A 24,142-nucleotide genomic window follows, 5' to 3' on the forward strand; every position below is an offset into this window, starting at 1 on the left:
CCCTTATGCTGTGCGGGATCACAACGCAGCAGCAGTTCGCACCCACCATGACCGATTTACGCCCCACCTACGACAAGAGCTTCGACCGCCTCGCCGCCGAGCGCCTGCCCGCGCTGCTGCGCGCCATGCCCAAGGCGGAGCTGCACATGCACATCGAGGGCTCGCTCGAACCCGAGCTCATCTTCGCGCTCGCGCAGCGCAACGGCGTGTCCATTCCCTACGCCAGCGTCGACGAACTGCGCAAGGCCTACGCCTTCACCAACCTGCAGAGCTTCCTGGACATCTACTACGCCGGCGCCAGCGTGCTGCTCAAGGAGCAGGACTTCCACGACATGGCCTGGGCCTACCTGGAGCGCGCCGCGGCCGACAACGTGGTGCACACCGAGATGTTCTTCGACCCGCAGACGCACACCGCGCGCGGCGTGCCGATGGAAACCGTGGTCAACGGCCTGCACCGCGCCTGCGTCGATGCGCAACCGAAGCTGGGCGTGAGTGCATCGCTCATCCTGTGCTTCCTGCGCCACCTGAGCGAGGAAGACGCCTTCGAGACGCTGGAGCAGGCGCTGCCCTACCGCGACAAGTTCATCGGCGTGGGGCTCGATTCGAGCGAAGTGGGCCATCCGCCCGAGAAGTTCGCCCGCGTGTTCGCGCGCTGCCGCGAGCTGGGCTTCCACCTTGTCGCGCATGCCGGCGAGGAAGGCCCGCCCGAATACGTGTGGAGCGCGCTCGACGTGCTGAAGGTGGAGCGCGTCGATCACGGCGTGCAGAGCACCAAGGACCCTGAGCTGATGAAGCGCCTGGCGAAGGACCGCATTCCGCTCACCGTGTGCCCGCTGTCGAACCTCAAGCTCTGCGTGTTTCCAGACCTGTCGAAGCACAACCTCGGCGCGCTGCTCGACGCAGGGCTGGTGGCCACCGTCAACTCCGACGACCCGGCCTACTTCGGCGGCTACATGAACCAGAACTTCACCGAGACCTTCGCCGCCACCGGCCTGAACGCGCAACAGGCATGGCAGCTCGCGGCGAACAGCTTCGAGGGCAGCTTCATCGACGCCGCCGCCAGGCGCGCCTACGTCGACCGGCTCAACGCCGTCTTCGCGAGCTTCTGATCGGCTGCGGGCCGCGCCACCAGCAGCGGCATCGCCACCAGCGCACAGGCGCTGGCCGCCAGCCAAACCATCGGCCAGCCCTGCAGCGCCAGCAGGTGTGGAATGGAGAAGGGCGTGACGAAGCACACCAGGAACACGCTGGTGTTCGCCATGCCCAGCGCGGTGCCGGCACGCGATGCGCCGGCCAGCGTGGCCAGTTCGGTGTAGGCCACGCCGTGCCATGCCGACACGCACACGCCGCTCACGCCCAGCAGCACGACCAGCGCGGTGCGAAGCGTCAGTGAATCGGTGGCGTGCGTGCCCGCGGCCAGTGCCAGTGCGGCGAGGCCTGCGAACAGCAGAACCGTGAGCCCGCTGCAGGCGCGCAGGTAGGCCGGCCGGTTCCTTTTACGGTCGGTCCAGCGACCGCTCCACACGCGCATGACCATCGCGCCGACCTGCACGAACACCATCGTCGCGGTGATGGTCGCCAGGCCCGCATGGCCGAAGTCGTGCAGGAACACCGTGCCGAAGGAGAGCACCGCGAACTGCGGCGCGCAAAGAATGCCGATGCCGGCCACGATGCGCCACACGCGCGCATCGCGCAGCGGGCCGGAGTTCGGCGCGGCGGCTGAAGCCGGCGCGGACTTGTCGTTGTGCGGCGCGATGGGCGGCTCGTGCACCCACGCCCAACTCATCGCCGCGCTCAGCGCGCACAGCAGCGCGAGCAGGCCGTAGAGCGCCGCGAAGCCGAAGTGCAGCGCGACGTAGGGCAGCACCAGCGCGCCGATGCCGCCGCCCATCGGCACGGCCGTCTGGCGGATGCTCATGGCGAGGCCGCGCTCGCTGGCGTCGAACCAGGTCATCACCGCGCGGCCGCTGGCGCCGTTGACGCTGCCGCCGAGCAGGCCCACCAGCAGCAGCCCGCTGCCCAGCCAGCCCAGCCCCGGAATGTGCCCCGCGGCCGGCGCGGCCCACAGCGCCATCGCGATGAGCGCGAGGGCCGTGCTGCCCAGGCCCGCCAGCAGCACGGGGCGGTCGCCCCAGCGGTCGGTCAGCAGGCCCCAGGGCAGCTCGCTCACCGCGATGCCCAGCCCCATGAGACCGAGCACCAGCCCGAGGGTGGCGTTGTCCAATTGGTAGCCGGTGCGCATCAGCACGGCGGTCATCGGGATGCCGCTGAAGGCCACCGAGAAGGCAGCATTGGCGGCCACGCCTGCCGCCAGCACCTTCCAGCGGTGGCGCGGTGTGAATGAAGAAGAGATGGGGGAAGAGGGCGATTGGGTCATCTTGCCAGGCAGTTTCCGCCTCGGCGAAGGTTTTGAAAATCAGAAAATAATTGGCGAATCGTCCTGAAAAACAGGATGATCGCCACGAAACCCGAAGGAGCCGGAATGAGCCAGGTGATGTTCGATCTCGACGTGCTGCGCACTTTCTCCACAGGTATCGCGCTCGGCAGCTTCGCGCGTGCCGCCGACAAGCTGGGCCGCTCGACCTCCGCCGTGAGCGCACAGCTGAAGAAGCTCGAATCGCAGGCCGGCACAGTGCTCTTCCGCAAGGCGGGCCGGGGGCTGGAGCTCACCGATGCCGGAGAGACGCTGCTGGCGTATGCCCACCGCATGCTCGAACTCAACGAAGAAGCCAGTGCCGCCATGCGTGGTGCAGACCTGCAGGGCTCCGTGCGGCTGGGCCTGCAGGAAGACTTCGGCGAGACGCTGCTGCCGGCCGTGCTGGGCCGCTTCGCGCGTGCGCATCCCAAGGTGCGCATCGAGGCCTGCGTGGCGCGCAGCAGCGAGTTGCGCGAGCGGCTCGAACTCGGCCAGCTCGACCTGGCCCTGGCGTGGGACGCGGGCGACCAGCCGCTGTCGCCGTATGCCGAGCGCGTCGCGCGGCTGCCCCTGCTGTGGATCGGGCCGCGCACGCCCGAGCGGGTAGAGGCGCCCTGGTGGACGCAGCGCGAGCAATTCGGCGGCGTGCGCCAGCCCAAGAGCAAGGAGCCGCTGCCGCTCATCATGCTCGACGCACCCTGTCCGCTGCGGGAGATCGTCATCACCGCCCTCGACAAGGCGGGCGTGCCGTGGCGGCGCGCCTTCGGCAGTGCCAGCCTCGCGGCGCTGTGGGCGGCGGCATCGGCCGGGCTGGGCCTCACGGTGCGCACGCCCTTCGGCCTGCCGTCGCATGTGCGCGCCATCGACCGTTCGACGCTGGCGCTGCCCGCGCTGCCGCAGATCTCGCTCGTGCTCTACCGCGCGCAGGCCCTGCCGGAGGCGCCAGCGAGCCGCCTTGCCGCGCTGCTGCTGGAGGCCGTGCGCCAGCATGTGATGCCGGCGGGGTTGCCGATGCGGGAGAATCCGCCGCTGGAGACAAGAACAAAAGTGATACGGCATGGCAACGCAAAACTTCCTGCACCTGTGGGATGACAGGTTCCTCTACATCACACCGGCCATCCAGTCGGGCCTGACGGCCCGCTCGTCGGCCACGCTGCTGGCCTCGGTCAGCGGACACCCCTTCACGCTGGAGGCGGTCGACGGCACCCGCGTGCGCTGCACCGCCGCACTGGTCGCGCCGCACGTGTCGCGGCGGCTCGACGTCGACGGCTGCGGGCTGCTCTCGCTGAACCTCGACCCGGCTTCCAGCGCCTACCGCATGCTCGCGCGGCGCATGGGCGGCCACGGCATCCAGCCCATCGACGCGCGGCGCTTCGGCGCGCTGCGCGACGACTTCCAGCCGGCCCAATGCGGCGCGCTGCCCAACGAGCGGCTGCAGTCGCTCAGCGCGAAGATGGTCGAGGCCATCACCGAGAGCCCCGAACTGCAGACGCCGCTCGATCCGCGCGTCGACCGCGTGTTGCAGTCCATCCGCGCGCATGCGGGTCAGATCGCGCTGCGCGATCTCGCGGCCGTGGCCTGCCTGTCGCCCGACCGCCTCACGCACCTCTTCGCCGAGCAGGTGGGCGTGTCGGTCAAGCGCTATGCGCTGTGGACCAAGGTGCGCCGCACGGTGCAGCAGTTCACCGGCCGCGGCTCGCTCACCGACGTGGCGCTGATCAGCGGCTTCACCGACGCGGCGCACATGAGCCGCACCTTCCAGCGCTACTTCGGCCTGCCGCCTTCGTTCCTGGCGAGCCAGGTGCGCGTGACTGCCGACGAGCAGGCCTCGCACGCTTGGGGCCAGAACGCACCGCTGCACTGACGCGATCGGCCGCGGCAGCCGCCGCGAGCAATGCAGCGGCTGCGTACAAGCCGCCCGCCGCGAGGCTGCCTAAGCTCCGGGACGCTCCGCCAAGAGAGCATCAGCATCAACTGGAGACCTCATGAGACTTTCGATCCGTCGCGGCGTCGTGCCGCCGTCGTTGCTCGCGCTCGCCGCCGCCACGCTCACCGCCTGCGGAGGCGGTGGCGGAGGAGGCAACGGCTTCGTGTTCTTCCCTTCCTCGCCGTCCACGCCGACGAATCCGCCGGCCGAGGCCACCTACAAGGCCGAGATCCGCCGCACGTCGATGGGCGTGCCGCACATCAAGGCCGACAACTGGCCCGGCGTGGGCTACGGCTACGGCTACGCGCAGGCGGAGGACAACCTGTGCACCATGGCCGACTCGTTCCTTACCTACCGCGGAGAGCGCTCGCAGTACTTCGGTGCCGACGCGAAGCTGCTGGCCAGCAGCACCATCGGGCTGCCGAAGAACATCGACTCCGACTTCTTCCACCGGCACGTGATCTCGGCCGACGTGCTGCAGAAGATGATCGACGCGCAGCCCGACAACCTGAAGAAGCTGGTCGTGGGCTTCGCGGCCGGCTACAACCGCTACGTGCGCGATGTGAAGGCCGGCGGCGCGGCGCACGCCGCCTGCCGCAACGAGGCGTGGGTGCAGCCGATCACCACCGACGACATCTACCGCCGCATGTACGCGGCCAACCTCGCGGGCGGCTACAGCAACTTCCTCGCGAACATCGCCAACGCGACGGCGCCTGCGGTGGTGGCGCCCACCAAGGTGTCGGCGCACCGCCCCGTCCACAGGAAGGCGGCGATACGGATGGCGGCACTGAAGATCGAGGAGCCCGAGCTGCAGGTGGGCGGCCATGAGGGCGTGGGCAGCAACATGATCGGCTTCGGCACCGCCGCCACCGGCGATTCGAGCCCGCTGCTCTTCGGCAACCCGCACTGGTACTGGCGCGGGCCCGACCGCTTCTACCAGGCGCAGCTCACCATTCCGGGCGAACTGAACATCAGCGGCACTTCGTTCCTCGGCATTCCGGTGATCCTCATCGGCTTCAACGACAACATCGCGTGGAGCCACACCGTGTCGACCGCGCGGCGTTTCGGCTTCTTCCAGCTGAAGCTGGCGGCGGGCGACACGACCAGCTACATGCGCGACGGCGTCGCCGTGAAGATGCAGCCCTCCACCATTACCGTGAAGGTGAAGGGCGTCGATGGCGCGATGACGCAGGTCACGCGCACGCTCTACAAGAGCGAGTACGGTCCGATGGTCAACCTGGCGCCGATGAACTCGGCACTGGCCTGGAGCCAGACGACGGCTTTCGCCATCCGCGACATCAACGGCGAGAACTACCGAACCTTCCGCAACTGGCTGCGCTGGAACCAGGCGAAGTCGCTCGACGAGTTCATCGCCATCCAGCGCGAGGAAACCGCGATTCCCTGGGTCAACACCGTGGCCGTGGGCCGTGGCAGCGCCAAGGCCTGGTACGCCGACATCGGCGCCGTGCCCAATGTGTCGCCCGCGCAGGTGACCGACTGCACCACGCCGGCGGGCGCGTCGATGCAGGCGACCCTGCCGCGAGTGCCGGTGTTCGACGGCTCGCGCAGCGCCTGCGACTGGCAGACCGACGCCGACTCGGCGCAGAAGGGCGCCATCGGCGCATCGCGCATGCCCAGCCTGCAGCGCGACGACTACGTGGCGAACATGAACGACAGCTACTGGCTCGCCAACCCGAAGGCACCGATGACCGGCTTCCCGGCCATCATGGGCCCGGCCGGCTCCGACCCCGTGAGCTTCCGCACCCGCATGGGCAACGTGCTGGCGCAGGGGCGCATCGACGGCTCCGACAGCTATGGCGCGAAGGGCGCGACGCCCGACAGCGTCAAGCGCATGGTGCTCGACAGCCGTGTGCTGACGGCCGAACTGTTCAGGGCCGACGTGCTGCCGATCGTGTGCGACGGCACGCCCATCGCCGTCTCCAGCGACCCGCTGACCACCGAGGCGATCGGCCCGAGCGTCGACGTGAGCGCAGCCTGCACCGCACTCACGGCATGGGACGGCACGGGCGTGACCGGCGCGAAAGGCGCGCACCTTTGGGACGAGTTCTGGAGCCGCGCTTCGCAGATTCCGGCCGCCTCGCTCTACACCGTGCCGTTCGATCCGGCAGACCCGATCCGCACGCCGCGCGGCCTGAACGCCGCGGCCGCCACGAAGCTGCGCGAAGCCTTCGGTGCGGCCGTGGCGCGCGTGCAGGCCAGTGGCTACGCGGTGGATGCAGCACGCGGCGACTACCTGTTCGCCACGCGCGGCGGCAAGAAGATTCCGCTGTACGGCGGCTGCGGCGCTCCGGGCTACTTCACGATCAGCTGCTCGGAGAACCGCCTGGACAAGGGCGGCTACACCATGGACGGCAACCCGAACGGCAACAGCTACATGCAGGTCGTGCGGTTCCCCGACGGCGGCGTGGAGGCCCACACCTTTCTGACTTTCTCGCTCTCGGACGATCCGGCCTCGGCGCACAACGGCGACTACACCCGCGCCTACAGCGAGGGCAAGTGGCTCAGGGTGCCGTTCTCGGAGTCGGAGATCAAGGCCGATGCCTCGTACAAGAGCGTGACCATCGGCGAGTGAAGCCGTCCCTGGCGTGGCGTTGCCTCAGCGGCGGCGCTTCGCCAGCCAGTTCCACGCGGCACCCGCGGCCATCAGCACGCAGGTGCCGAGGAACACGGCGCGCATGCCGATGTGCCCGCCCACGAAGCCGCCCAGCAGCGGCCCCGCGACCTGGCCGGTGTACTGCGCCGAGGTCGAATAGCCCAGCATGTTGCCGGCCACGCGCTCGGGCACGTTGTGGCGGATCACGCTCGCGATGCACGGCAGCAGCCCGCCGAGCGACAACCCCATCAGGAAGCGCAGCACCACCAGCTGCCAGCCCGAGGTGACGAAAGCCTGCGGCACCAGCAGCAGCGCCGACACCGCGAGGCAGCCCACGATCACGTTCCAGTGCCCCACGCGGTCGGCCAGCCTGCCCAGCCGCGAGGCCGAGAGAATGCTGCCCAGCGCAGCCGCCGACATCACGAGGCCGGCCATCATCGTCACGCGGTCCGGGTCTTCCACCAGCGTGGCGACATAGACGGTGATGATCGGCTCGATCGACATGTTCGCCAGCATCAGCAGCATGCCGGTGAAGAGCATCGCGACGAGAGGGCGCTTGTCGGGCACGGCGGCCCAGCCGGTCTGCTCGGAGCTGCCGCTGCCTTGCTTGCGCGCGGCAGGCGCCTTGCGCTCCTCGCGGATCAGGAAGGCCGTCGCGAGAAAGGCCACGAAGATGATCGCGCCCGCCGCGAAAAAGGTGGCGCGGATGCCGATCAGCGGCGGCAGCACGCCACCGACCAGCGGCCCCACGAGATTGCCCGCCATGATGGCCGACGACATCGTGCCCAGCGCCCAGCCGGTGCGGTCCTTGGGCGTCTGCGTGGCCACCAGCACCATCGAGCCCGAGGCGTAGCCGCCCAGCAGCCCCGCCAGCAGCCGCAGTCCCACGAGCTGCCAGACGTTGCCGGCGACGCCGATCAGCGCCATCGCCACCGCCATGCCCAGGCTCGCACGGATCAGCATCGGCTTGCGCCCGTAGCGGTCGGCCAGCCGGCCCCACAGCGGCGCCACCAGCGCGGCGCTCAGGAAGGTGGCGCCGTACGCCGCGCCCGACCACTGCACGATCGCCGCGTGGTCCTTCACGCCGAGCTGCTCGACGTACAGCGGCAGGAAGGGCAGCAGCAGCGTCATCGCGATGATGGTGGTGAACGAGCCGAACATGCAGACGGCGAGGTTGCGCTGCCAGTGGATGCTGGCACCCTGCCCGGCGGATGGGGCGCTGGTTGTCGTGGAGTACGTCATGGGGAGCGCCCATTGTGGGATGCCGTGCGCGGGCTGGCGCTTGCCGATTGGAGGCGGCACCCATCGCGCGCGGGAAGGTTGGGAGGTGCCAGGCTTCTCCCGGGCTGCTCAGGGGCAAGGGCCCCGCACTAAAATCTCGACCCCGCAGCAGGGCGTCTCGGCCTGCTGCGGAGTTTTGCTTTTCCGGGGCCATGTAGAGGAACACCATGTACAAAAACCTCGCGGGCCGCGCCGTTCTGGCGCTGGCCGCCGCGTGCTTTCTATCTCCCGCCTTCTCGCAAACGCAGTCGCCGAAAGAGCCGCTGAAGATCGGCTTCGTCTACGTCACGCCCGTCACGGATGCGGGCTGGGTGCGCCAGCACGAGGAAGGCCGCAAGGCCGTCGAGGCGGCGCTGGGCGCGAAGGTCAGGACCACCTACGTCGAGAACGTGGCCGAGGGCGCCGATGCGGAGCGCGTGATCCGCGACCTCGCGCAGCAGGGCAACAAGCTCATCTTCACGCCGAGCTTCGGCTACATGGAGCCGACGATGAAGGTGGCGAAGGACTTCCCCGACGTGAGGTTCGAGTCGATCACCGGCTACAAGACCGCGCCCAACGTGGCGACCGCCAATGCGCGCTACTACGAAGGCCGCTACCTGGCAGGCATCGCGGCGGGGCGCATGACGAAGACCAACGTGGCCGGCTACGTCGCGGGCTTTCCGATTCCGGAGGTGCTGCAGGGCATCAACGCCTTCACGCTCGGCATGCGCTCGGTGAACCCTTCCGCGCAGGTGCGCGTGGTGTGGCTCAACGAATGGTTCGATCCGCCGAAGGAGCGCGACGCGGCCATGGCGCTGTTCAACCAGAACGCCGACGTGGTTGCATTCCACACCGGCTCCACCGCCGTGATGGCGGCGGCACAGGAGCGCGGCAAGCTGGCCATCGCGTACCACTCCGACATGCGCAAGATCGCGCCCGACGCGCAGGTCGTCGCCGTCACGCACCAGTGGGGCGGCTACTACACGCAGCGCGCGAAGGCCGTGCTCGACGGCAGCTGGAAGAGCGGCAACCTCTGGGGCGGCGTGAAGGAAGGAATGATCCGCGTCGGCGACTTCGGCACCAAGGTGCCCAAGGCCGTGCAGGACGAGGTGCTGGCGCGGCAGAAGGACATCGCGGCGGGCAAGCTGCAGCCCTTCCGTGCGGTTGCGGCCGATGTGCGCGACAACGAAGGCCGTGTCGTTATCGCAAAGGGCGCGCAGTTGAGCGACGAGCAGATCCTGGCGATGAACTGGCTCGTGGAGGGCGCGCAGGGGCGGGTGGGGCGCTGAGCGTCGGCAGTCCCTAGCCGAGCCGCTCCACCACGAAATCCACGAAGGTCCGCAGCTTCGCGCTGGGCCGCGCTTCCGGCAGCCGCATGATGTGTACCGGCCGCGTGGGCAGTTCCCAGTCGGGCAGCAGTTGCACCACCTGGCCCGATGCGAGGGCGGGGGCGAGCAGGGCGTCGGCCTGCACGATCACGCCCACGCCGGCCATGGCGGCGGCCAGCAGGGCCTGGCCGTTGTTGGTGGTGAGCGGGCCGCGCACGGGCACGTGCACCGTCTTGCCCTCGCGCGTGAAGCGCCAGGAATGGTCCGGGCCCCAGGCCGCGAAGCCGAGCAGCGGGAAGGCTTCGAGCTCGCCCGGGTGCTTCGGCTGCCCGTGGCGCGCGACCCAGGCGGGGCTGGCCACGGCGTACATGCGCGCCAGCGCGAGCGGCCTTGCGATGAGCCGCTCGTCGACCGCCGCACCCGAGCGGATGCCGCAGTCGAAGCCTTCCTCGGCCAGGTCGACCACGCGGTCGTTGAGGTTCAGCTCCACCTTCACCTGCGGATAGGCGGCGATGTATTCGCCGATCACCGGCGTGAGCCGGTGCGCGCCGTAGGCCACGGGCGCGGTGACTCGGAGCACGCCCTGAGGCATGGCGCGCAGCGACTCGGCCACGCCGTCGGCGGTGTGCACGCTGGCCAGCACGTCGCGGCAGCGTTCGAGATACGCGGCGCCGATTTCGGTGAGCGCGTGGCGGCGCGTGGTGCGTTCCAGCAAGCGGGCGCCGAGCTGGTCTTCGAGCGCGCGGATGTGCTTGCCGACCATCACGGCCGAGAGGTCGAGCGCCTGCGCGGCGGCGGCGAAGCTGCCTGCGTCCACCGTGGCGACGAAGACTTCCATGGCTCGGAGTTTGTCCATATTGCGAATTATCAGTTTCGAATTTCCTAACTGATAGCCAATTTATCGAATCGATGGTTCGCAAAAGAATCGCTGCTTGTTGACTCACTTTGGCGAGGTTTCCATGAAGGTTCTTGTTGTGGGCGCGACGGGCGCGGTTGGCGGCGCGGTGGCGCAGGTACTGGCGCAGCGGGGTCACGAGGTGATCCGCGCGGGCCGCACGCGCGGCGACCGGCAGGTCGACATCACCAGCGATGCCAGCGTCGAGGCGCTGTATGCGGCCGTGGGGCGCGTCGATGCGATCGTCTCGACGGCCGGTGGCCTGTTCTTCGGGCCGCTGGCAGAGATGACGCCGGCGAACTTCAATGTCGGCCTGCAGGACAAGCTGCTGGGCCAGGTCCGGCTCGCGCTGCTCGGCCAGCACGTGCTGCGCGATGGCGGCTCGATCACGCTGACCACGGGCGTCGCGGCCGACGATCCGGTTCGCGGCGGAGGCAATGCGGCCGCCGTGAATGCGGCGGTCGAGGGCTTCGTGAAGGGCGCGGCGATCGAGCTGGCGCGCGGCCTGCGCATCAACGCGGTGAGCCCGACGCTGCTGACCGAGTCGGTGGCGGCGTATGGCGCGCTCTTTCCGGGCGTCGAGACCGTGCCGGCCGCGCGCGTGGCGCTGGCTTACGTGCGCAGCGTCGAAGGTCCGCTGACGGGGCGCGTGTTTCGCGTGTGGCAATGAGGAGCGGGCATGCACGGCTGGCGGGCGCGCTGCTCGCGCTCGCGGCGACGGCGGCCATTGCGGCGCCGCCCGTGGTGCAGGCGCTGCCTGAAGACTGGTATCCGGAAAGCATCGCCATCGGGCCGGACGGCGCGTTCTACGTCGGCAGCTGGCGGCAGGGCGCGGTCGCGCGCTTGAAGCCGGGCGCCGCGCCGAAGGCCCAGGTGCTGGTCAAGCCCGGCGCCAACGGCCTGGCGAACGGGCAGGGCGTGCTGGTGGATGCGAAGCGTGGGGCTCTCTGGGTCTGCTCGGGCAACATCGGCTTCACCACCGTGCCGTCGACGCCGAGCGCGCTCAAGCGCTACGACCTGGCCACGGGCGCGCCGCGCGCGAGCTATGCGATGCCGGACGGCGGCTACTGCAACGACCTCGCGCAGGACACACGCGGCAATCTCTACGTGACCGACTCCTACCACCCGCGCGTGCTCAAGCTCGCACCGGGCGCCGCAGCGCTCGCGGTGTGGAAGGAAGACCCGGCGCTGGCCGGCCCGGGGCCCTACAAGGGCCTGAACGGAATTGCCATCGACCGCGGGCGCGACGTCTACGTGAGCCTGGTGGCTGCGGCTTCCTACGTGCTGCGCATCGGGCTGGGCGCCGACGGCCAGGCTGGCGAGGTCGTGCGCATCGAGGCGCCGCGCGTGCTGAAGAACGTCGACGCGATCCGCGCCTGGAAGCCGGGCCGGCTCGTGCTGTTCGAGAGCAATGCCTTCGGCGAAGGGCCCTACGGTGGCCAGATCACCGTGGCGAGCGTCGAAGGCACGAAGCTCGGCCTGCAGACCGTGGTGACGGGGCTCAACGACCCGTCTTCCGGTGCGGTGCTGGGCGATCGCGTCTACTTCATCGAGTCGAAGTATTCGCTGCTGACAAAGCGCAAGGACGGCGACGGACCGGTGCCGACGGGCGTGCCCTTCGATATCCAGTCGCACGCGCTGCCGTCGCGTTGAGTGCGTTGGGCATATAGCACTCATATGCCCATGGAAATTGCGGTGGGGCGGCGCTGGATTACCCTCCGCAACCACGATGAAAAAAGCCTACCGCGCCTCCCTCCTGCGCTTCGACGCCGCCGGCCAGCCCGTTTTCGACGAGGACGGCCTGCTGGTCGTCGCCCCCGACGCCACCGGCCGCCAGCGGGTGCTCGATGCCGGCAGCCATGCCGACGTCGCCGGGCGCCATCCCGGCGCTCACACGACCCATCTGCCGGGGCGCATCCTCGCGCCGGGCTTCGTGGACATGCACATCCACTATCCGCAGACCGACATCATCGGTTCGCCCGCGCCGGGCCTGCTGCCCTGGCTCGAAAACTACACCTTTCCCGCGGAGAGCAAGTTTGCCGACCCCGCGCATTCGAACGAAGTGGCGCAGTTCTTCCTCGACGAGCTGCTGCGCAACGGCGTCACCACCTCGCTGACCTTCGCGACCTCGCATGTGGCCTCGGTCGACGCGCTCTTCGGGGGCGCGCAGCGCCGCGGCATGCGCATGATCACCGGCAAGGTGCTGCAGGACCGCAACTCGCCCGACGGCGTGCGCGACCAGACCGAGCAGAGCCTGGTCGATACCGAGGCGCTGATCCGCAAGTGGCACAACGTCGGCCGGCTGGGCTACGCCATCACCCCGCGTTTCGCGCCCGCGAGCACGGACGCCCAGATGCGCGGCGCGGGCGAGCTGGCCGCGAAGTACGCCGACACCTGGATCCAGTCGCATGTGGCGGAGAACCGCGACGAGGTGAGCTGGGTGCGCGAGCTGTACCCGAAGGCGCGCTCGTACCTCGACGTGTATGCAGGCTTCGGCCTGATGCGCGAGCGGGCCGTGTACGCCCACTGCATCTACCTCGACGAGGCCGACCGCGCCCTGCTGCGCGAGACCAGGACGGCGGCCGCCGTGAGCCCGACCAGCAACCTGTTCCTGGGCAGCGGCTTCTTCGACTTCGGTGCGGCCGATCGCGTGGGCTATCCCTACGGCCTGGCCAGCGACGTGGGCGGCGGCACCAGCTTCAGCCCCTTCCACACCATGATGGCCGCCTACTACGTCGGCCGCGAAGGGCAGACCAAGACCGGCCTGAGCATCGCCCCGTCGGAGCTCTGGTGGCGCCACACCGGCGGCGCGGCGCGCGCGCTGGGGCTCGACGGCGTGATCGGCAACCTGCAGCCGGGCTGCGAAGCCGACTTCCTGGTGCTCAATCCGGCGGCCACGCCAATGCTGGCGCGCAAGACGAAGCAGGCGGACTCGCTGGAGGAAATGCTCTTCGCGATGATCGTGCTGGGCGACGACCGGCTGGTCGAGCGCACGGTGATTTCGCAGGCTGGCTGAGGCCTGAGAGGGCGAACCCGCCCATGCCACAATCGCCGACCCAGCGAGCGCGGCGAAACCTTTTCCAGGAACACCGCGGAACCGGCTTTGCCGGGCCGCTGGTGTTGCCCCTTGAGGGGTTGGCGTAGCGACACGAAGTGCGCGAAGACTGGGGTGTTTTCAATGTCTATCAAGAGCGACAAATGGATCCGGCGCATGGCCGAGCAGCACGGCATGATCGAGCCTTTCGAGCCCGGCCAGGTGCGCGAGGCCTCCGGCCACAAGATCATCAGCTACGGCACCTCGAGCTACGGCTACGACATCCGGTGCGCGCCTGAATTCAAGGTCTTCACCAACATCCACAGCACCGTGGTCGACCCGAAGAACTTCGACGAGAAGAGCTTCGTCGACATGCACGGCGACTACTGCATCATCCCGCCCAACAGTTTCGCGCTGGCGCGCACCGTCGAGTACTTCCGCATCCCGCGCAACGTGCTGACCATCTGCCTGGGCAAGAGCACCTATGCGCGCTGCGGCATCATCGTCAACGTGACCCCCTTCGAGCCCGAATGGGAAGGCTACGTGACGCTCGAGTTCAGCAACACCACGCCGCTGCCCGCGAAGATCTATGCGGGCGAGGGTTGCGCGCAGGTGCTGTTCTTCGAGAGCGACGAGGTCTGCGAGACCAGCTACAAGGACCGCGGCGGCAAGTACCAGGGCCAGCGCGGCGTGACCCTGCCGAAGACCTGATCACCCCGGCATAAGCGCTTACACGGGTGCGCCGCACCCGAAGTACCATCCTGCGGTCACCGGCAATCACTCCTGCAAAAGGCCGGTAAGGAGAGCGCGATGAGATGGGAAGGCAACGAACAATCGGACAACGTCGAGGACCGCCGCGGTGAAGGTGGCGGCGGCGGCGGAGGCGGCTTCATCGGCGGCCGGGGCATCGGCATCGGGACCATCGCGGTCGCGCTGATCGCGGGCTGGGTCTTCGGCATCAATCCGCTCACGGTGCTGAGCCTGCTCAGCGGTGGCGGCGGGCCGGCCCAGGTGCAACAGCAGCAGGGGCCAGCGCCCAAGCCGCCATCGGGCGACCGTGAGGCGGCATTCGTTTCCACCGTGCTCAAGAACACCGAAGTGGTCTGGACGGACATCTTCCGCCAGAACGGCGGCACTTACCATCCGCCGCGGCTCGTGCTGTTCCGCAACGCGACGCCTACGGCCTGCGGCACCGGCCAGTCGGCCATGGGCCCCTTCTACTGCCCGGGCGACCAGAAGGTCTACATCGACCTCGGCTTTTACGACACGCTGAAGAACCAGCTCGGCGCGCCGGGCGAGTTCGCGCAGGCCTACGTCATCGCGCACGAGGTCGGCCACCATGTGCAGGACGAACTTGGCATCACCGCCAAGGTCGACGGCATGCGCAATCGCCTGAGCCAGACACAGAACAATGCCATGAGCGTGCGAGTCGAACTGCAGGCGGACTGCTTCGCGGGCGTTTGGGCTCACCATTCGCAGGAGTCGAAGAAGTGGCTCGATCCGGGCGACATCGAGTCGGCGATGAACGCCGCGCAGAAGATCGGCGACGACGCGCTGCAGCGTTCCGCGGGCCGCGCGGTGGTGCCCGACAGCTTCACCCACGGCTCCAGCGCGCAGCGCCAGCGCTGGTTCGGCGCGGGCTATCAAAGCGGCGACATCAAGGCCTGCGACACCTTCAACGCCCGCAGCCTCTGAGCGGCGATGGCGTCAAAGGCGCATGAAGGCTGGCTTGATTGCTATTGAATAAATAGCAACTTGGCTGGCGCGGGCGTTGTCACGGCGCAGTCACTGCCGTTTTTTGCGGCAATGCGACAATAGAGGGCTCAATGACAAGCTCCTTCTCCAATCTGATGCTGGCTGAACCGCTGGCGCGCGCCGTGGCCGAAATGGGCTACGAGACCATGACACCGATCCAGGAGCAGGCCATTCCGGTCGTGCTTTCGGGCCAGGACGTGATGGGCGCCGCCCAGACCGGCACTGGCAAGACGGCTGCTTTCTCGCTCCCGCTGCTGCAGCGCATGCTCAAGCATGAAAACGCCTCGACCTCGCCCGCGCGGCATCCGGTCCGGGCCCTGGTGCTGTTGCCCACGCGCGAACTGGCCGACCAGGTTGCGCAGCAGATCAAGCTGTATGCCAAGTACACCAACCTGCGCAGCACGGTGGTGTTCGGCGGCATCGACATGAAGCCGCAGACGCTGGAACTGAAGAAGGGCGTCGAAGTGCTGGTGGCCACGCCGGGCCGGTTGCTCGATCACATCGAAGCCAAGAACGCGGTGCTCAACCAGGTCGAATACGTGGTGCTCGACGAGGCCGACCGCATGCTCGACATCGGCTTCCTGCCCGACCTGCAGCGCATCCTGAGCTACCTGCCCAAGCAGCGCACCACGCTGCTGTTCTCCGCCACCTTCTCGCCCGAAATCAAGCGGCTGGCCGGCAGCTACCTGCAGAACCCGGTCACCATCGAAGTGGCGCGGCCGAACGAAACGGCTTCCACCGTCGAGCAGCATTTCTACAGCGTGATCGACGACGACAAGCGCCGTGCGCTCAGGCAGATCGTGCGCCAGCGTGGCATCACACAGGCCTTCGTGTTCGTCAACAGCAAGCTGGGCTGCGCGCGGCTCGCGCGTTCGCTGGAGCGCGATGGTCTTCGCACTTCGGCGCTGCACGGCGACAAGAGCCAGGACGAACGCCTGAAGGCGCTCGCGGCCTTCAAGGCCGGCGAGGTTGACCTGCTGGTGTGCACCGACGTCGCGGCCCGCGGCCTCGACATCAAGGACGTTCCCGCCGTCTTCAACTTCGACATCCCCTTCAACGCCGAAGACTACGTGCACCGCATCGGCCGCACGGGCCGCGCCGGCGCCTCGGGCCTGGCCGTGAGCTTCGCCAGCGGCGGCAACGACGCGCGTCTGGTGGCCGACATCGAGAAGCTGATCAAGAAGAAGATCGAACTCGAGCCCGTCGAATTCGAGGAAGACCGCCCGCGCGGCCGCATCAACGACGGACGCCGCCACTGGCGCGAGGAAGGCGAAGCCGGCGACGCACGCGATGTGCTCGACCAGCCGCGCGAACGCCGTGACGCCGACGCCCGCCGTGGCGGCGGCGGACGCCCGCATCGCGCGCCCGCCGCGCCGCGCGACCCGTTCTTCGACAAGCCCTACGAGCCGGGCCAGCCCGACGCGACGCCCGCATGGGAAGCCGCCGCCAAGGCCGCAGCGCCCGGACGCGGCATCTCCAGCAACATCAAGCCCAAGCGCAAGGTCGCGGCCCTGTTCAAGAGCGCCGAGCCGAGCTGAGTCGAATCGAGGCCCTGCCGGGTCTCAACTCATGATCCCCCTTCGCGAAACACCGAGGAACCGGCTTTGCCGGGCCTCAGGTGTTGCCCCCGGAAGGGGGTTGGCGCGCGCGACACGAAGTGCGCGCAGCCTGGGGGTGAGCCCCGGACTCCGGGCCTCAGGTGTTGCCCCCGGAAGGGAGTTGGCGAAGCGACGCGAAGTGCGCGCAGCCTTGGGGGCGTCCTACCTCCAGCCGCGATGCCAGCCGTATTGCGGGTGGTGCCAGCCCCAGCCATAGCGCGGGTGATACGCCCACACGAAGCCGACGCCCGGCGACACATACGTAGGCGCCACATAGGCCACGCCAGGAGGCGCCGCATACACGGGGCCAGGGGCGGCGGGCGCGACCACGCAGCCGGTGAGCAAGGCTGCCAGCGCGGCAGCGGACAGGGCAAGAACTGGGAATCTCATGGCGAAGCTCCTGGAACGAGTTGTTGTCGGTGTGAACCTCCAACGTCGTCCGGTACCGCCGGATGACGGCCTTTACCCGGGCTACACACTGTGACCAGCGTGTCGCTTTCCTTTCAGAGGGCTTTCGCTTGCCGGATCCTCAGATCACCTTGAAGTGGTGCGTTCCATCGCGCTCCAGCTGCGCGACAAGGCCGTATTCCCAATCCAGGTAAGCCTGCATCGCCTCGGCGGGAGCGTCGGTGCCTTCGTACGGACGGCGATAGCGATCGGTGCGCGCGGTCGCAAGCCGCGTCTCGCCGCTTTCCTGATCCAGGCCCGCTGCGAACCATGCCGTGTTGCCACCGGCCAGCACCAGGACTTCGGCGTCGCGCTGGCCGCGTGCGTCGAGCAGCGCACGCAGGTCGGCTGCTGCGTAGCGGGCAAGCAGGCTGCTGCCGCAAGTCAGCACGTAACGGGACGAGGACGGGATGGCGGTGTCGATCGCCTGCGGCAGCTGCGCGCGGATCGCGTACCAGGCGCCCGGAATGTGGCGCTTCACATGGTTGGCGCTGGTCGTCACGTCGATCACCGCGGTGCCGGGCTGTTTCAGCAGTACGGCCAGCTCTGCCGGCGCGATCTCGTTCACCGCGACTGCAACCGGCGGATACGCGCTTGCAGGTGCCGCCGTCTCGGTGAGGTCGGCCGCCGCAGGCACCACATCCAGCACGTAGGCCTCCCAACCCATCTGCGCAAGCCACGAAGCACTCATCGACGCTCGCACGCCGTCGTCATCCGCCAGCACGATGCGCGCGCCGCGCACCGGCACCTGGTGATCGGTTTCCTGCACCAGCTGCCCGCCGGGCGCGCTGGCGAAGCCGGGCAGGTGGCCCGCCGCGTATTCCTCGGGCGTGCGCACGTCGAAGCGATAGACGGTGCGTCCGGGCGCTTCCAGCGTCTGCAGTGCATCCAGCGCGATGCGATGCACGCCGGCCTTGTCCGCCACGCGCCGCGCATCGGCCTGCGCCTGCGCGCGGTGCGCCTCGGACACGGCAACAGGCGCCTGCCTGTCCGCGCCATGATCCAGCACCTGCCCCGCCAGTTTCCAGCCGATGGTTCCATTGCGCAGCGCGGCTACCGGGTTCGGAATGCCCGCATTCACCAGCGACTGCGTGCCGATGATGCTGCGCGTGCGGCCCGCGCAATTCACGATCACCCGCGTCGCCGGATCGGGCGCCAGTTCGCGCACGCGCAGCACCAGCTCCGCGCCCGGCACGCTGGTGGCCGAGGGAATGCTCATCGTCTGGTATTCGTCGAAGCGGCGCGCGTCGAGCACCACCACGTCGGCCTTCGCGTCGATCAGCGCCTTCACCTCGGGCGCGGAGAGCGAGGGCGTGTGCCGCTCGTGCTCGACCAGCTCGCCGAAGGACTTGCTGGGCACGTTCACGTCGCGGAACAGCTCGCCGCCTGCCCGGCGCCAGCCTTCGAGGCCGCCTTCGAGCAGATGCACATTCGTGTAGCCCAGCGCGGCGAAGGTGCGCGCGGCCTGCGGCGCGAGGTCGGTGCCGCCGTGCTCGCCGTACAGCACGATGAGCGTGTCGCGCCGCGGAATGCGCCGCCAGGCTTCGATCTCGATGCGCGACAGCGGCAGGTTGGCAGCCCACAGCGGGTGTTCCTGCGCGAACGGGTCTTCCTCGCGCACGTCGAGCAGCGCGGTCTCGTCGCGGGCGATGAGCCGCTCGCGCACCGCGGCGAAGGAAAGAACGGGAAAGCTGGTGGCTGTGGTTGTCGTCATGCGTCTGTCGAGGCTCTGAGTTCTGCGCTGCGGTCCCACAGGTTGGGCAGCAGCGTGTTGGAGTATCCGGAGACGAAGGGCTTGCGGCCGCCCTCCGCCGGGTAAGTATGCCGCCGCACGGCGCCGATGTTCGCGCCGTACACGTGGATGCTGATCGACACCCGGTCGGCATGCGCGTTGTGCACGCGGTGCAGGTCGCCGACGGTGGGCGACACCGCCTCCACCTGGCCGGGGTCGAGCCGCACCGCCTCGCCATGCGGCTGCGCGAGCCCGTCGGCGCCGAGCGCGTAGCCCTGGCTGTACTCCGCGCCGCGCAGCATGCCGATCAGCCCCCACACCGTGTGATCGTGCACCGGCGTGGCCTGCCCAGGCCCCCACACGAAGCTCACGACCGAGAAGCGCTCGGTGCTGTCCGCGTGCAGCAGAAACTGCTGGTAGCGCGTCGGGTCTGGCTGCGCGAAGGCCTCGGGCAGCCAGTCGTCGCGCGACACCAGCGTGCGCAGCAGCGCGCCGCCCTCTGAGAGGATGCGGGGCTCGTCGGGTGCGCCGTCGAGCAGCCTGCCGAAGGCGCCGACGAATTCGCGAAGGGGAGTCAGGGAGGTTGTTGTCATGCGGGGCGTTTCCAGACCCCAGTGTCGGTGATTGCGCGCACGTCCACACGCACCGACAGGATGCCGTCGCGCGCCGAGCGGTCGGCCACCGTCTGCAGCGCTGCGATGTCGGCCTCGCTCACCGGCCGGCCCGCCACCGAGGCCCGCGCGGTGATGATGCGCGACGACTCGATGGGCAGCCGCGTGAGCTGGCTGTAGGCCTGCGCATAGGCCTCGGGATTGGCCAGCGCCCAGTCCCCCGCGCGTGCGAGCCGGTCCAGGAACTGCACGATGGCCGCCCGTTTGGCCGGATCGGCCAGCGACGACTCGGTGGCCGTGATGAAGCCCAGCGCGGTGTTGATGCCGCGCCCGTCGCGCAGGATGCGCCCGCCTTGCTGCAGGGCGATGGTGTAGTAGGGATCGAAGATGGCCCAGGCGTCGATCTGCTTCGAGGCGAAGGCCGCCGCCGCGTCGGTGGGCAGCACGAACTTCACCGTCACCTCCTCGCGCTTCACGCCGGCTTCCTCGAGCGCGCCGTAGAGCTGGTACTGCGAAATGCTGCCGCGCGCGGAAGACACGATCACCGTCTTGCCGCGCAGGTCCGCCACGCTGCGCAGCGGCGAATCGGGCTGCACCACGATGCCCAGCGAATCGGCCTTGCCGACGCGCGTGGCGACGATCTTCAAAGGCGTCTTGCCCACGGCCGCGGCGAGCACGGGCAGGTCGCCGGCCATGGCGGTGTCTACCGCCGCGCTGCGTTGCGCCTCGAAGAGCGGTGCCGCCCCCTGGAAGTTGGCCCAACGGTAGGCAAACGGCGCGCCGTCGAGTGCGCGCGAGGCCTCGAACAGCGAGCGCAGGCCGCCGGCCTGGTCGCCGAGCACCAGCGAGGTCCGCGGCTGCGCGAAGGCGCGCAGCGAGCCGGCGGCGGCCAGCGACAGCGCGGCGCCTTGCTTCAGCCAATCGCGTCGCGTGGCCTTGGGGGAGAGCGGCAACGTCATGCGGCAGCTCCCGAAGACAGCAGCGCGCGCTTGCCCGCCGCGACCAGGATCGCGTCGTTCTGCGGCGTGTGGATGCGGCTGCACAGCACGTCGCGGTAATGCCGCTCCAGCGGGTTCTGCCGCGTGAGGCCGTGGTTGCCGCTCAGCTGCAGGGCGAGCTCGACCGCGCGGATCGCGTTGCCCGTTACCGTGTACTTGAGCAGGCCACTGTCGGCGGCCGGCTGCGCATGGCCTCCATCGACCGCGGCGGTGGCGTCGTCGAGCAGCACGCGGTTGGTCCGCAGCAGCGCCTCGATCTCGCCGACGTGCTCCTGCACGCGCGGCAGGCTGGCCAGCGGCGCGCCGAGGCTGCCGGGCGCGCGGCAGTTCAGGAAGCCGACAAGCCAGTCGCGCGCGGCATGCGCCACGGCGTCGTAGAGGCTGCCCAGCAGCACCGTCATCCACGCCTGCTGCGTGGCGTGGGCGTCGATGTCGGTCTGGCTGCCCGCGTCGGGCGCCCAATCGGCCGGCGCGCGCAGGTCGACCGCATGGTCGGCGTCGATGGCCACGTTCTCGAACACCACTTCGTGGCTGCCCGAGGCGCGCAGGCCCAGGTGGTCCCAGCTCGCGATCACGCGCACGCCGGGCGCGTTGCGCGGCACCAGGAACACGCCCGTGCGCGGCTGCGCCTCGTCCGTGCGCGCCCATACGGCAAGCCAGCTCAGGCCTTCGATGCCGGTGGTGTAGAGCTTGTGGCCGTCGATCTTCCAGCCGTCGCCCTCGCCATCACGCCGCGCGACCGTGCCCGGCAGGCCGCCTCGTGCCGGCGAGCCCAGCGCCGGCTCCACGCGCAGCGCGTTGATGAGCGCGCCGCTCTCCGCCGCGTCGCGCGCCACGCGTTCGCGCAGGTGCGCGGGCCAGCGGCTGTCGGAGCGCGTCAGCGCATGGTGCTGCAGGTAGGTCATCGTGAGGATCAGCGCCGTGGCCGGCTCGCCGCGCGCCACGGCCGAGATCACGCGGCGCGCCGTCGCCAGCGTGGCGCCGCCACCACCATGTTCGGCGGGCGCGACCAGGCCGACGAGCCCGTGCGCCTGCAGCGCGATGAAGTTCTCGCGCGGGAAGGCGCCGCTGCTGTCATGGTCGGCGGCGGTGGCCGCGAACTGGGCCGTGAGGCGCGCCAGGACGGCGGCATCGACGGTGGCTGGAGCTGTGGGGGAGGAATGTTCGGGCGCGCCCGGGGGGCGGCGCAAGGGGAGTGCACTCATGGTTCCCGCACGGTAGCGGGCCGTCTGCCGGGCGAAAACGACGCATCCCGCATATGCAAACTCGTTTTTCTGCGTTCGCTTCCGCGCGATGGCTGGTTACGGTCCGGGGTGCATGAAATCAGACTTTCCCCTGGACCGGCGCCACCTGCTGCAGGCCGCCGCGGCGCTGGCCGCCACCGGTTCCGCCGCCTGGACGCAAGCCGCCTCACCCTCCCGAGAAGCGTCGCGCGACCTGTCGGGCGTCACCCTGCGCGTGGGCACCTACAAGGGCCTGTGGAGGCCGCTGCTCGCCGCTTCGGGCCAGGCCGACACGCCCTACAGGATCGACTGGCGCGAACTCAACAACGGCGTGCTGCATATCGAGGCCATCAACGGCGACGCGCTCGACCTGGGATCGGGCAGCGAGATCCCGCCGGTGTTCGCGGCGCGGCAGAAGTCCGGCGTGAAGCTGGTGGCCGTCACGCACGAGGACCTGAACAACCAGGCCACGCTGGCGCGCAAGGACGCACCGATCCGCAGCATCGCCGACTTCAGGGGCAAGCGCGTGGGCTATGTGCGCGCCACCACCTCCCACTACTACCTGGCCAGGCAGCTGGCCGAGGCGGGCCTGTCGTTCAATGACATCCAGGCCGTGAGCCTCACGCCCTCCGACGGCCTCTCGGCCTTCGCGCGCGGCGATCTCGATGCCTGGGCCATCTACGGCTACAACGGCCAGATCGCGCGCACCCAGTACGGAGCGCGCGTCATCAAGACAGGCGTGGGGTATCTCTCGGGCAACTTCCCGATCTACGCCAATCCGCGCGCGTTGGACGACCAGTTGCGCCGCGCCGCGCTGGCCGACCTGCTGCAGCGGCTTCAGCGCTCCTTCGCATGGATCAACGGCAACTTCCTCTCCTACGCCCGCGCCCAGTCGGCCGAGACACGCGTGCCTATCGGTGACATCGTCGAGCTCTTCAACCGCCGCAGCGGCGACTACAGCCTGGGCCCCGTCAGCGACGCGGTGGTGCGCAGCCACCAGGACGTGGCCGACACCTTCCTGAAGATCGGCGTGCTCGACGGCCCGGCCGACGTGAAGCCCCTGTGGGACCGCAGCTTCGAGAACGTGCTGCGCCTGCCCGCCGCCTGACAACCCACTTTCCGCCAACAAACCAGACAAGGACAGCACCATGAGCCAGCCACAGCAAGACGGCGTCGTCGAATTCATCGGAATGATCCAGGGCCAGAAGGTCTCGGAGATCCACCCCGCCAAGGGCCCCGCGCTGGACCGCGACTACGTGCGCGCCTTCGCGCAGGCCCATGAGACGGCCGGCTTCGACCGCGTGCTCGTGCCGCACCACTCGACCAGCCCCGACGCCACCCTCACCGTGGCCTATGCGGCCTCGGTGACCGAGCGCATCCACTTCATGCTCGCGCACCGCCCCGGCTTCGTCGCGCCCACGCTGGCCGCGCGGCAGTTCGCCTCGCTCGACCAGTTCAGCGGCGGCCGGCTCGGCGTGCACTACATCTCCGGCGGCTCCGACGAGGAACAGCGCCGCGACGGCGACTGGCTCGACCACGACCAGCGCTATGCCCGCACCGACGAGTACCTCGAAGTGCTGCACAAGGTGTGGACCGCCGAGAAGCCCTTCGACCACCAAGGCGCCCACTACCGCTTCCAGAACGCTTTTTCCGAAGTGAAGCCCCTGCAGACGCGCAACGGCAAGCCGCACGTGCCGGTGTATTTCGGCGGCGCCTCGGAGGCGGCCATTCCGGTGGCCGGCAAGTACGCCGACGTTTACGCACTGTGGGGCGAATCGCTGGACCAGGCGCGCGAGCTCACCACGCGCGTGCGCGCCGAGGCGGCGAAGCACGGGCGCAACGTGCGCTTCTCGGTGTCGTTCCGGCCGATCCTGGCAGATACCGAAGAGGCCGCATGGGCGCGCGCCGAAAACATCCTGGCCGAGACCAGGCGCCTGCGCGTGGTGCAGGGCTACAACCGCGGCGGCCCGCAGCAAAGCGAAGGCGCCAGGCGCCTGCTGGCCGCTGCCGAGAAGGGCTCGCGGCTCGACAAGCGGCTGTGGACCGCGGTGGCGCAGGAGATCGGCGGCCGCTCCAACAGCACCGCGCTGGTCGGCACGCCCGAGCAGGTGGCCGACGCGCTGCTCGACTACTACGACCTCGGCGTCACGACCTTCCTGATCCGCGGCTTCGACCCGCTGGAAGACGCGCTCGACTACGGCCGCGAGCTGATCCCGCGCACGCGCGAGCTGGTGGCGCAGCGTGCCGCCTCGGTCCGCAAGGCTGCCTGACTTGAATGAATTGCTCCCTCCCCCTCTGGGGGAG

At 69.2% G+C, this 24,142-nt stretch carries 21 protein-coding genes; 13 read left to right on the plus strand and 8 right to left on the minus strand.

Features of this window, described 5'->3' with window-relative positions:
• Positions 1-47 precede the first annotated feature (47 nt).
• The gene (locus QMO14_RS17670; protein ID WP_301508720.1) at positions 48-1,109 is read left to right on the plus strand and encodes an adenosine deaminase; all 1,062 of its coding nucleotides are present in this window, start codon (positions 48-50) and stop codon (positions 1,107-1,109) included.
• Here the strand turns inward: QMO14_RS17670 and QMO14_RS17675 are convergent.
• Positions 1,070-2,377 (minus strand): MFS transporter, encoded by a 1,308-nt coding sequence (locus QMO14_RS17675; RefSeq protein WP_301508721.1) that lies wholly within the window; start codon positions 2,375-2,377, stop codon positions 1,070-1,072. The two genes, QMO14_RS17670 and QMO14_RS17675, sit on opposite strands and share 40 nt — an antisense overlap.
• Positions 2,378-2,482: 105 nt before the next feature.
• Between QMO14_RS17675 and QMO14_RS17680 the strand changes: the two genes are divergently transcribed.
• From QMO14_RS17680 to QMO14_RS17690, 3 genes are all read left to right on the plus strand, one after another.
• Positions 2,483-3,508 (plus strand): LysR substrate-binding domain-containing protein, encoded by a 1,026-nt coding sequence (locus QMO14_RS17680; protein WP_301508722.1) that lies wholly within the window; start codon positions 2,483-2,485, stop codon positions 3,506-3,508.
• Positions 3,474-4,280, plus strand: a complete 807-nt coding sequence (locus QMO14_RS17685) for a helix-turn-helix domain-containing protein (RefSeq protein WP_301508723.1) — start codon at positions 3,474-3,476, stop codon at positions 4,278-4,280. Before QMO14_RS17680 ends, QMO14_RS17685 begins: the two co-directional genes overlap by 35 nt.
• A gap of 121 nt (positions 4,281-4,401) precedes the next feature.
• A complete protein-coding gene (locus QMO14_RS17690) occupies positions 4,402-6,936 on the plus strand; it encodes a penicillin acylase family protein (RefSeq protein ID WP_301508724.1) in 2,535 nt (844 codons plus the stop codon).
• A 24-nt stretch (positions 6,937-6,960) separates the two neighbouring features.
• On the opposite strand, the gene QMO14_RS17695 is transcribed toward QMO14_RS17690, so the two are convergent.
• Positions 6,961-8,199, minus strand: a complete 1,239-nt coding sequence (locus QMO14_RS17695; RefSeq protein ID WP_301508725.1) for an MFS transporter — start codon at positions 8,197-8,199, stop codon at positions 6,961-6,963.
• A gap of 206 nt (positions 8,200-8,405) precedes the next feature.
• Between QMO14_RS17695 and QMO14_RS17700 the strand changes: the two genes are divergently transcribed.
• Positions 8,406-9,506 (plus strand): BMP family ABC transporter substrate-binding protein, encoded by a 1,101-nt coding sequence (locus tag QMO14_RS17700; RefSeq protein WP_301508726.1) that lies wholly within the window; start codon positions 8,406-8,408, stop codon positions 9,504-9,506.
• A gap of 13 nt (positions 9,507-9,519) precedes the next feature.
• On the opposite strand, the gene QMO14_RS17705 is transcribed toward QMO14_RS17700, so the two are convergent.
• Complete coding sequence (locus tag QMO14_RS17705; RefSeq protein WP_301508727.1) at positions 9,520-10,401, minus strand: LysR family transcriptional regulator; 882 nt, start codon at positions 10,399-10,401, stop codon at positions 9,520-9,522.
• Between the two features lie 103 nt (positions 10,402-10,504).
• Between QMO14_RS17705 and QMO14_RS17710 the strand changes: the two genes are divergently transcribed.
• The 6 genes from QMO14_RS17710 to QMO14_RS17735 all read left to right on the plus strand — a co-directional run bounded on the left by QMO14_RS17710 (position 10,505) and on the right by QMO14_RS17735 (position 16,767).
• Positions 10,505-11,110 (plus strand): short chain dehydrogenase, encoded by a 606-nt coding sequence (locus tag QMO14_RS17710; protein ID WP_301508728.1) that lies wholly within the window; start codon positions 10,505-10,507, stop codon positions 11,108-11,110.
• Positions 11,107-12,093: a hypothetical protein gene (locus QMO14_RS17715; RefSeq protein ID WP_301508729.1), complete on the plus strand. Its 987-nt coding sequence runs from the start codon at positions 11,107-11,109 to the stop codon at positions 12,091-12,093. Before QMO14_RS17710 ends, QMO14_RS17715 begins: the two co-directional genes overlap by 4 nt.
• Positions 12,094-12,169: 76 nt before the next feature.
• Entirely contained in the window at positions 12,170-13,456 is a 1,287-nt protein-coding gene (gene guaD, locus QMO14_RS17720; RefSeq protein WP_301508730.1) for a guanine deaminase, read from the plus strand.
• 162 nt (positions 13,457-13,618) lie between these two features.
• Positions 13,619-14,185, plus strand: a complete 567-nt coding sequence (dcd, locus tag QMO14_RS17725) for a dCTP deaminase (protein ID WP_019655140.1) — start codon at positions 13,619-13,621, stop codon at positions 14,183-14,185.
• 99 nt (positions 14,186-14,284) lie between these two features.
• The gene (locus tag QMO14_RS17730; protein WP_301508731.1) at positions 14,285-15,169 is read left to right on the plus strand and encodes a neutral zinc metallopeptidase; all 885 of its coding nucleotides are present in this window, start codon (positions 14,285-14,287) and stop codon (positions 15,167-15,169) included.
• A 131-nt stretch (positions 15,170-15,300) separates the two neighbouring features.
• Positions 15,301-16,767, plus strand: coding sequence for a DEAD/DEAH box helicase (locus QMO14_RS17735; protein ID WP_301508732.1), 1,467 nt, complete (start codon positions 15,301-15,303; stop codon positions 16,765-16,767).
• Positions 16,768-16,989: 222 nt separating this feature from the next.
• Here the strand turns inward: QMO14_RS17735 and QMO14_RS17740 are convergent, their stop codons facing one another.
• From QMO14_RS17740 to QMO14_RS17760, 5 genes are all read right to left on the minus strand, one after another.
• Positions 16,990-17,217 carry a hypothetical protein gene (locus tag QMO14_RS17740; RefSeq protein ID WP_301508733.1) on the minus strand — a complete coding sequence of 76 codons (228 nt, stop codon included), beginning with the start codon at positions 17,215-17,217 and terminating at the stop codon, positions 16,990-16,992.
• Between the two features lie 139 nt (positions 17,218-17,356).
• Positions 17,357-18,988 (minus strand): rhodanese-related sulfurtransferase, encoded by a 1,632-nt coding sequence (locus QMO14_RS17745; protein ID WP_301508734.1) that lies wholly within the window; start codon positions 18,986-18,988, stop codon positions 17,357-17,359.
• Positions 18,985-19,599 (minus strand): cysteine dioxygenase, encoded by a 615-nt coding sequence (locus tag QMO14_RS17750; RefSeq protein WP_301508735.1) that lies wholly within the window; start codon positions 19,597-19,599, stop codon positions 18,985-18,987. The genes QMO14_RS17745 and QMO14_RS17750 overlap by 4 nt, the downstream gene beginning before the upstream one ends.
• Entirely contained in the window at positions 19,596-20,576 is a 981-nt protein-coding gene (locus QMO14_RS17755; protein WP_301508736.1) for an ABC transporter substrate-binding protein, read from the minus strand. Before QMO14_RS17755 ends, QMO14_RS17750 begins: the two co-directional genes overlap by 4 nt.
• Entirely contained in the window at positions 20,573-21,820 is a 1,248-nt protein-coding gene (locus tag QMO14_RS17760; protein ID WP_301508737.1) for an acyl-CoA dehydrogenase family protein, read from the minus strand. Before QMO14_RS17760 ends, QMO14_RS17755 begins: the two co-directional genes overlap by 4 nt.
• Positions 21,821-21,932: 112 nt before the next feature.
• On the opposite strand from QMO14_RS17760, the gene QMO14_RS17765 reads away from it, so the two are divergent.
• On the plus strand, positions 21,933-22,946 hold the full coding sequence (locus tag QMO14_RS17765) for an ABC transporter substrate-binding protein (RefSeq protein ID WP_301508738.1): 1,014 nt from the start codon (positions 21,933-21,935) through the stop codon (positions 22,944-22,946).
• Positions 22,947-22,986: 40 nt separating this feature from the next.
• The gene (locus tag QMO14_RS17770; protein WP_301508739.1) at positions 22,987-24,108 is read left to right on the plus strand and encodes an LLM class flavin-dependent oxidoreductase; all 1,122 of its coding nucleotides are present in this window, start codon (positions 22,987-22,989) and stop codon (positions 24,106-24,108) included.
• Positions 24,109-24,142 lie beyond the last annotated feature (34 nt).

The organism is Variovorax sp. CAN15 (assembly GCF_030462475.1).
Classification (GTDB): Bacteria; Pseudomonadota; Gammaproteobacteria; order Burkholderiales; family Burkholderiaceae_C; genus Variovorax.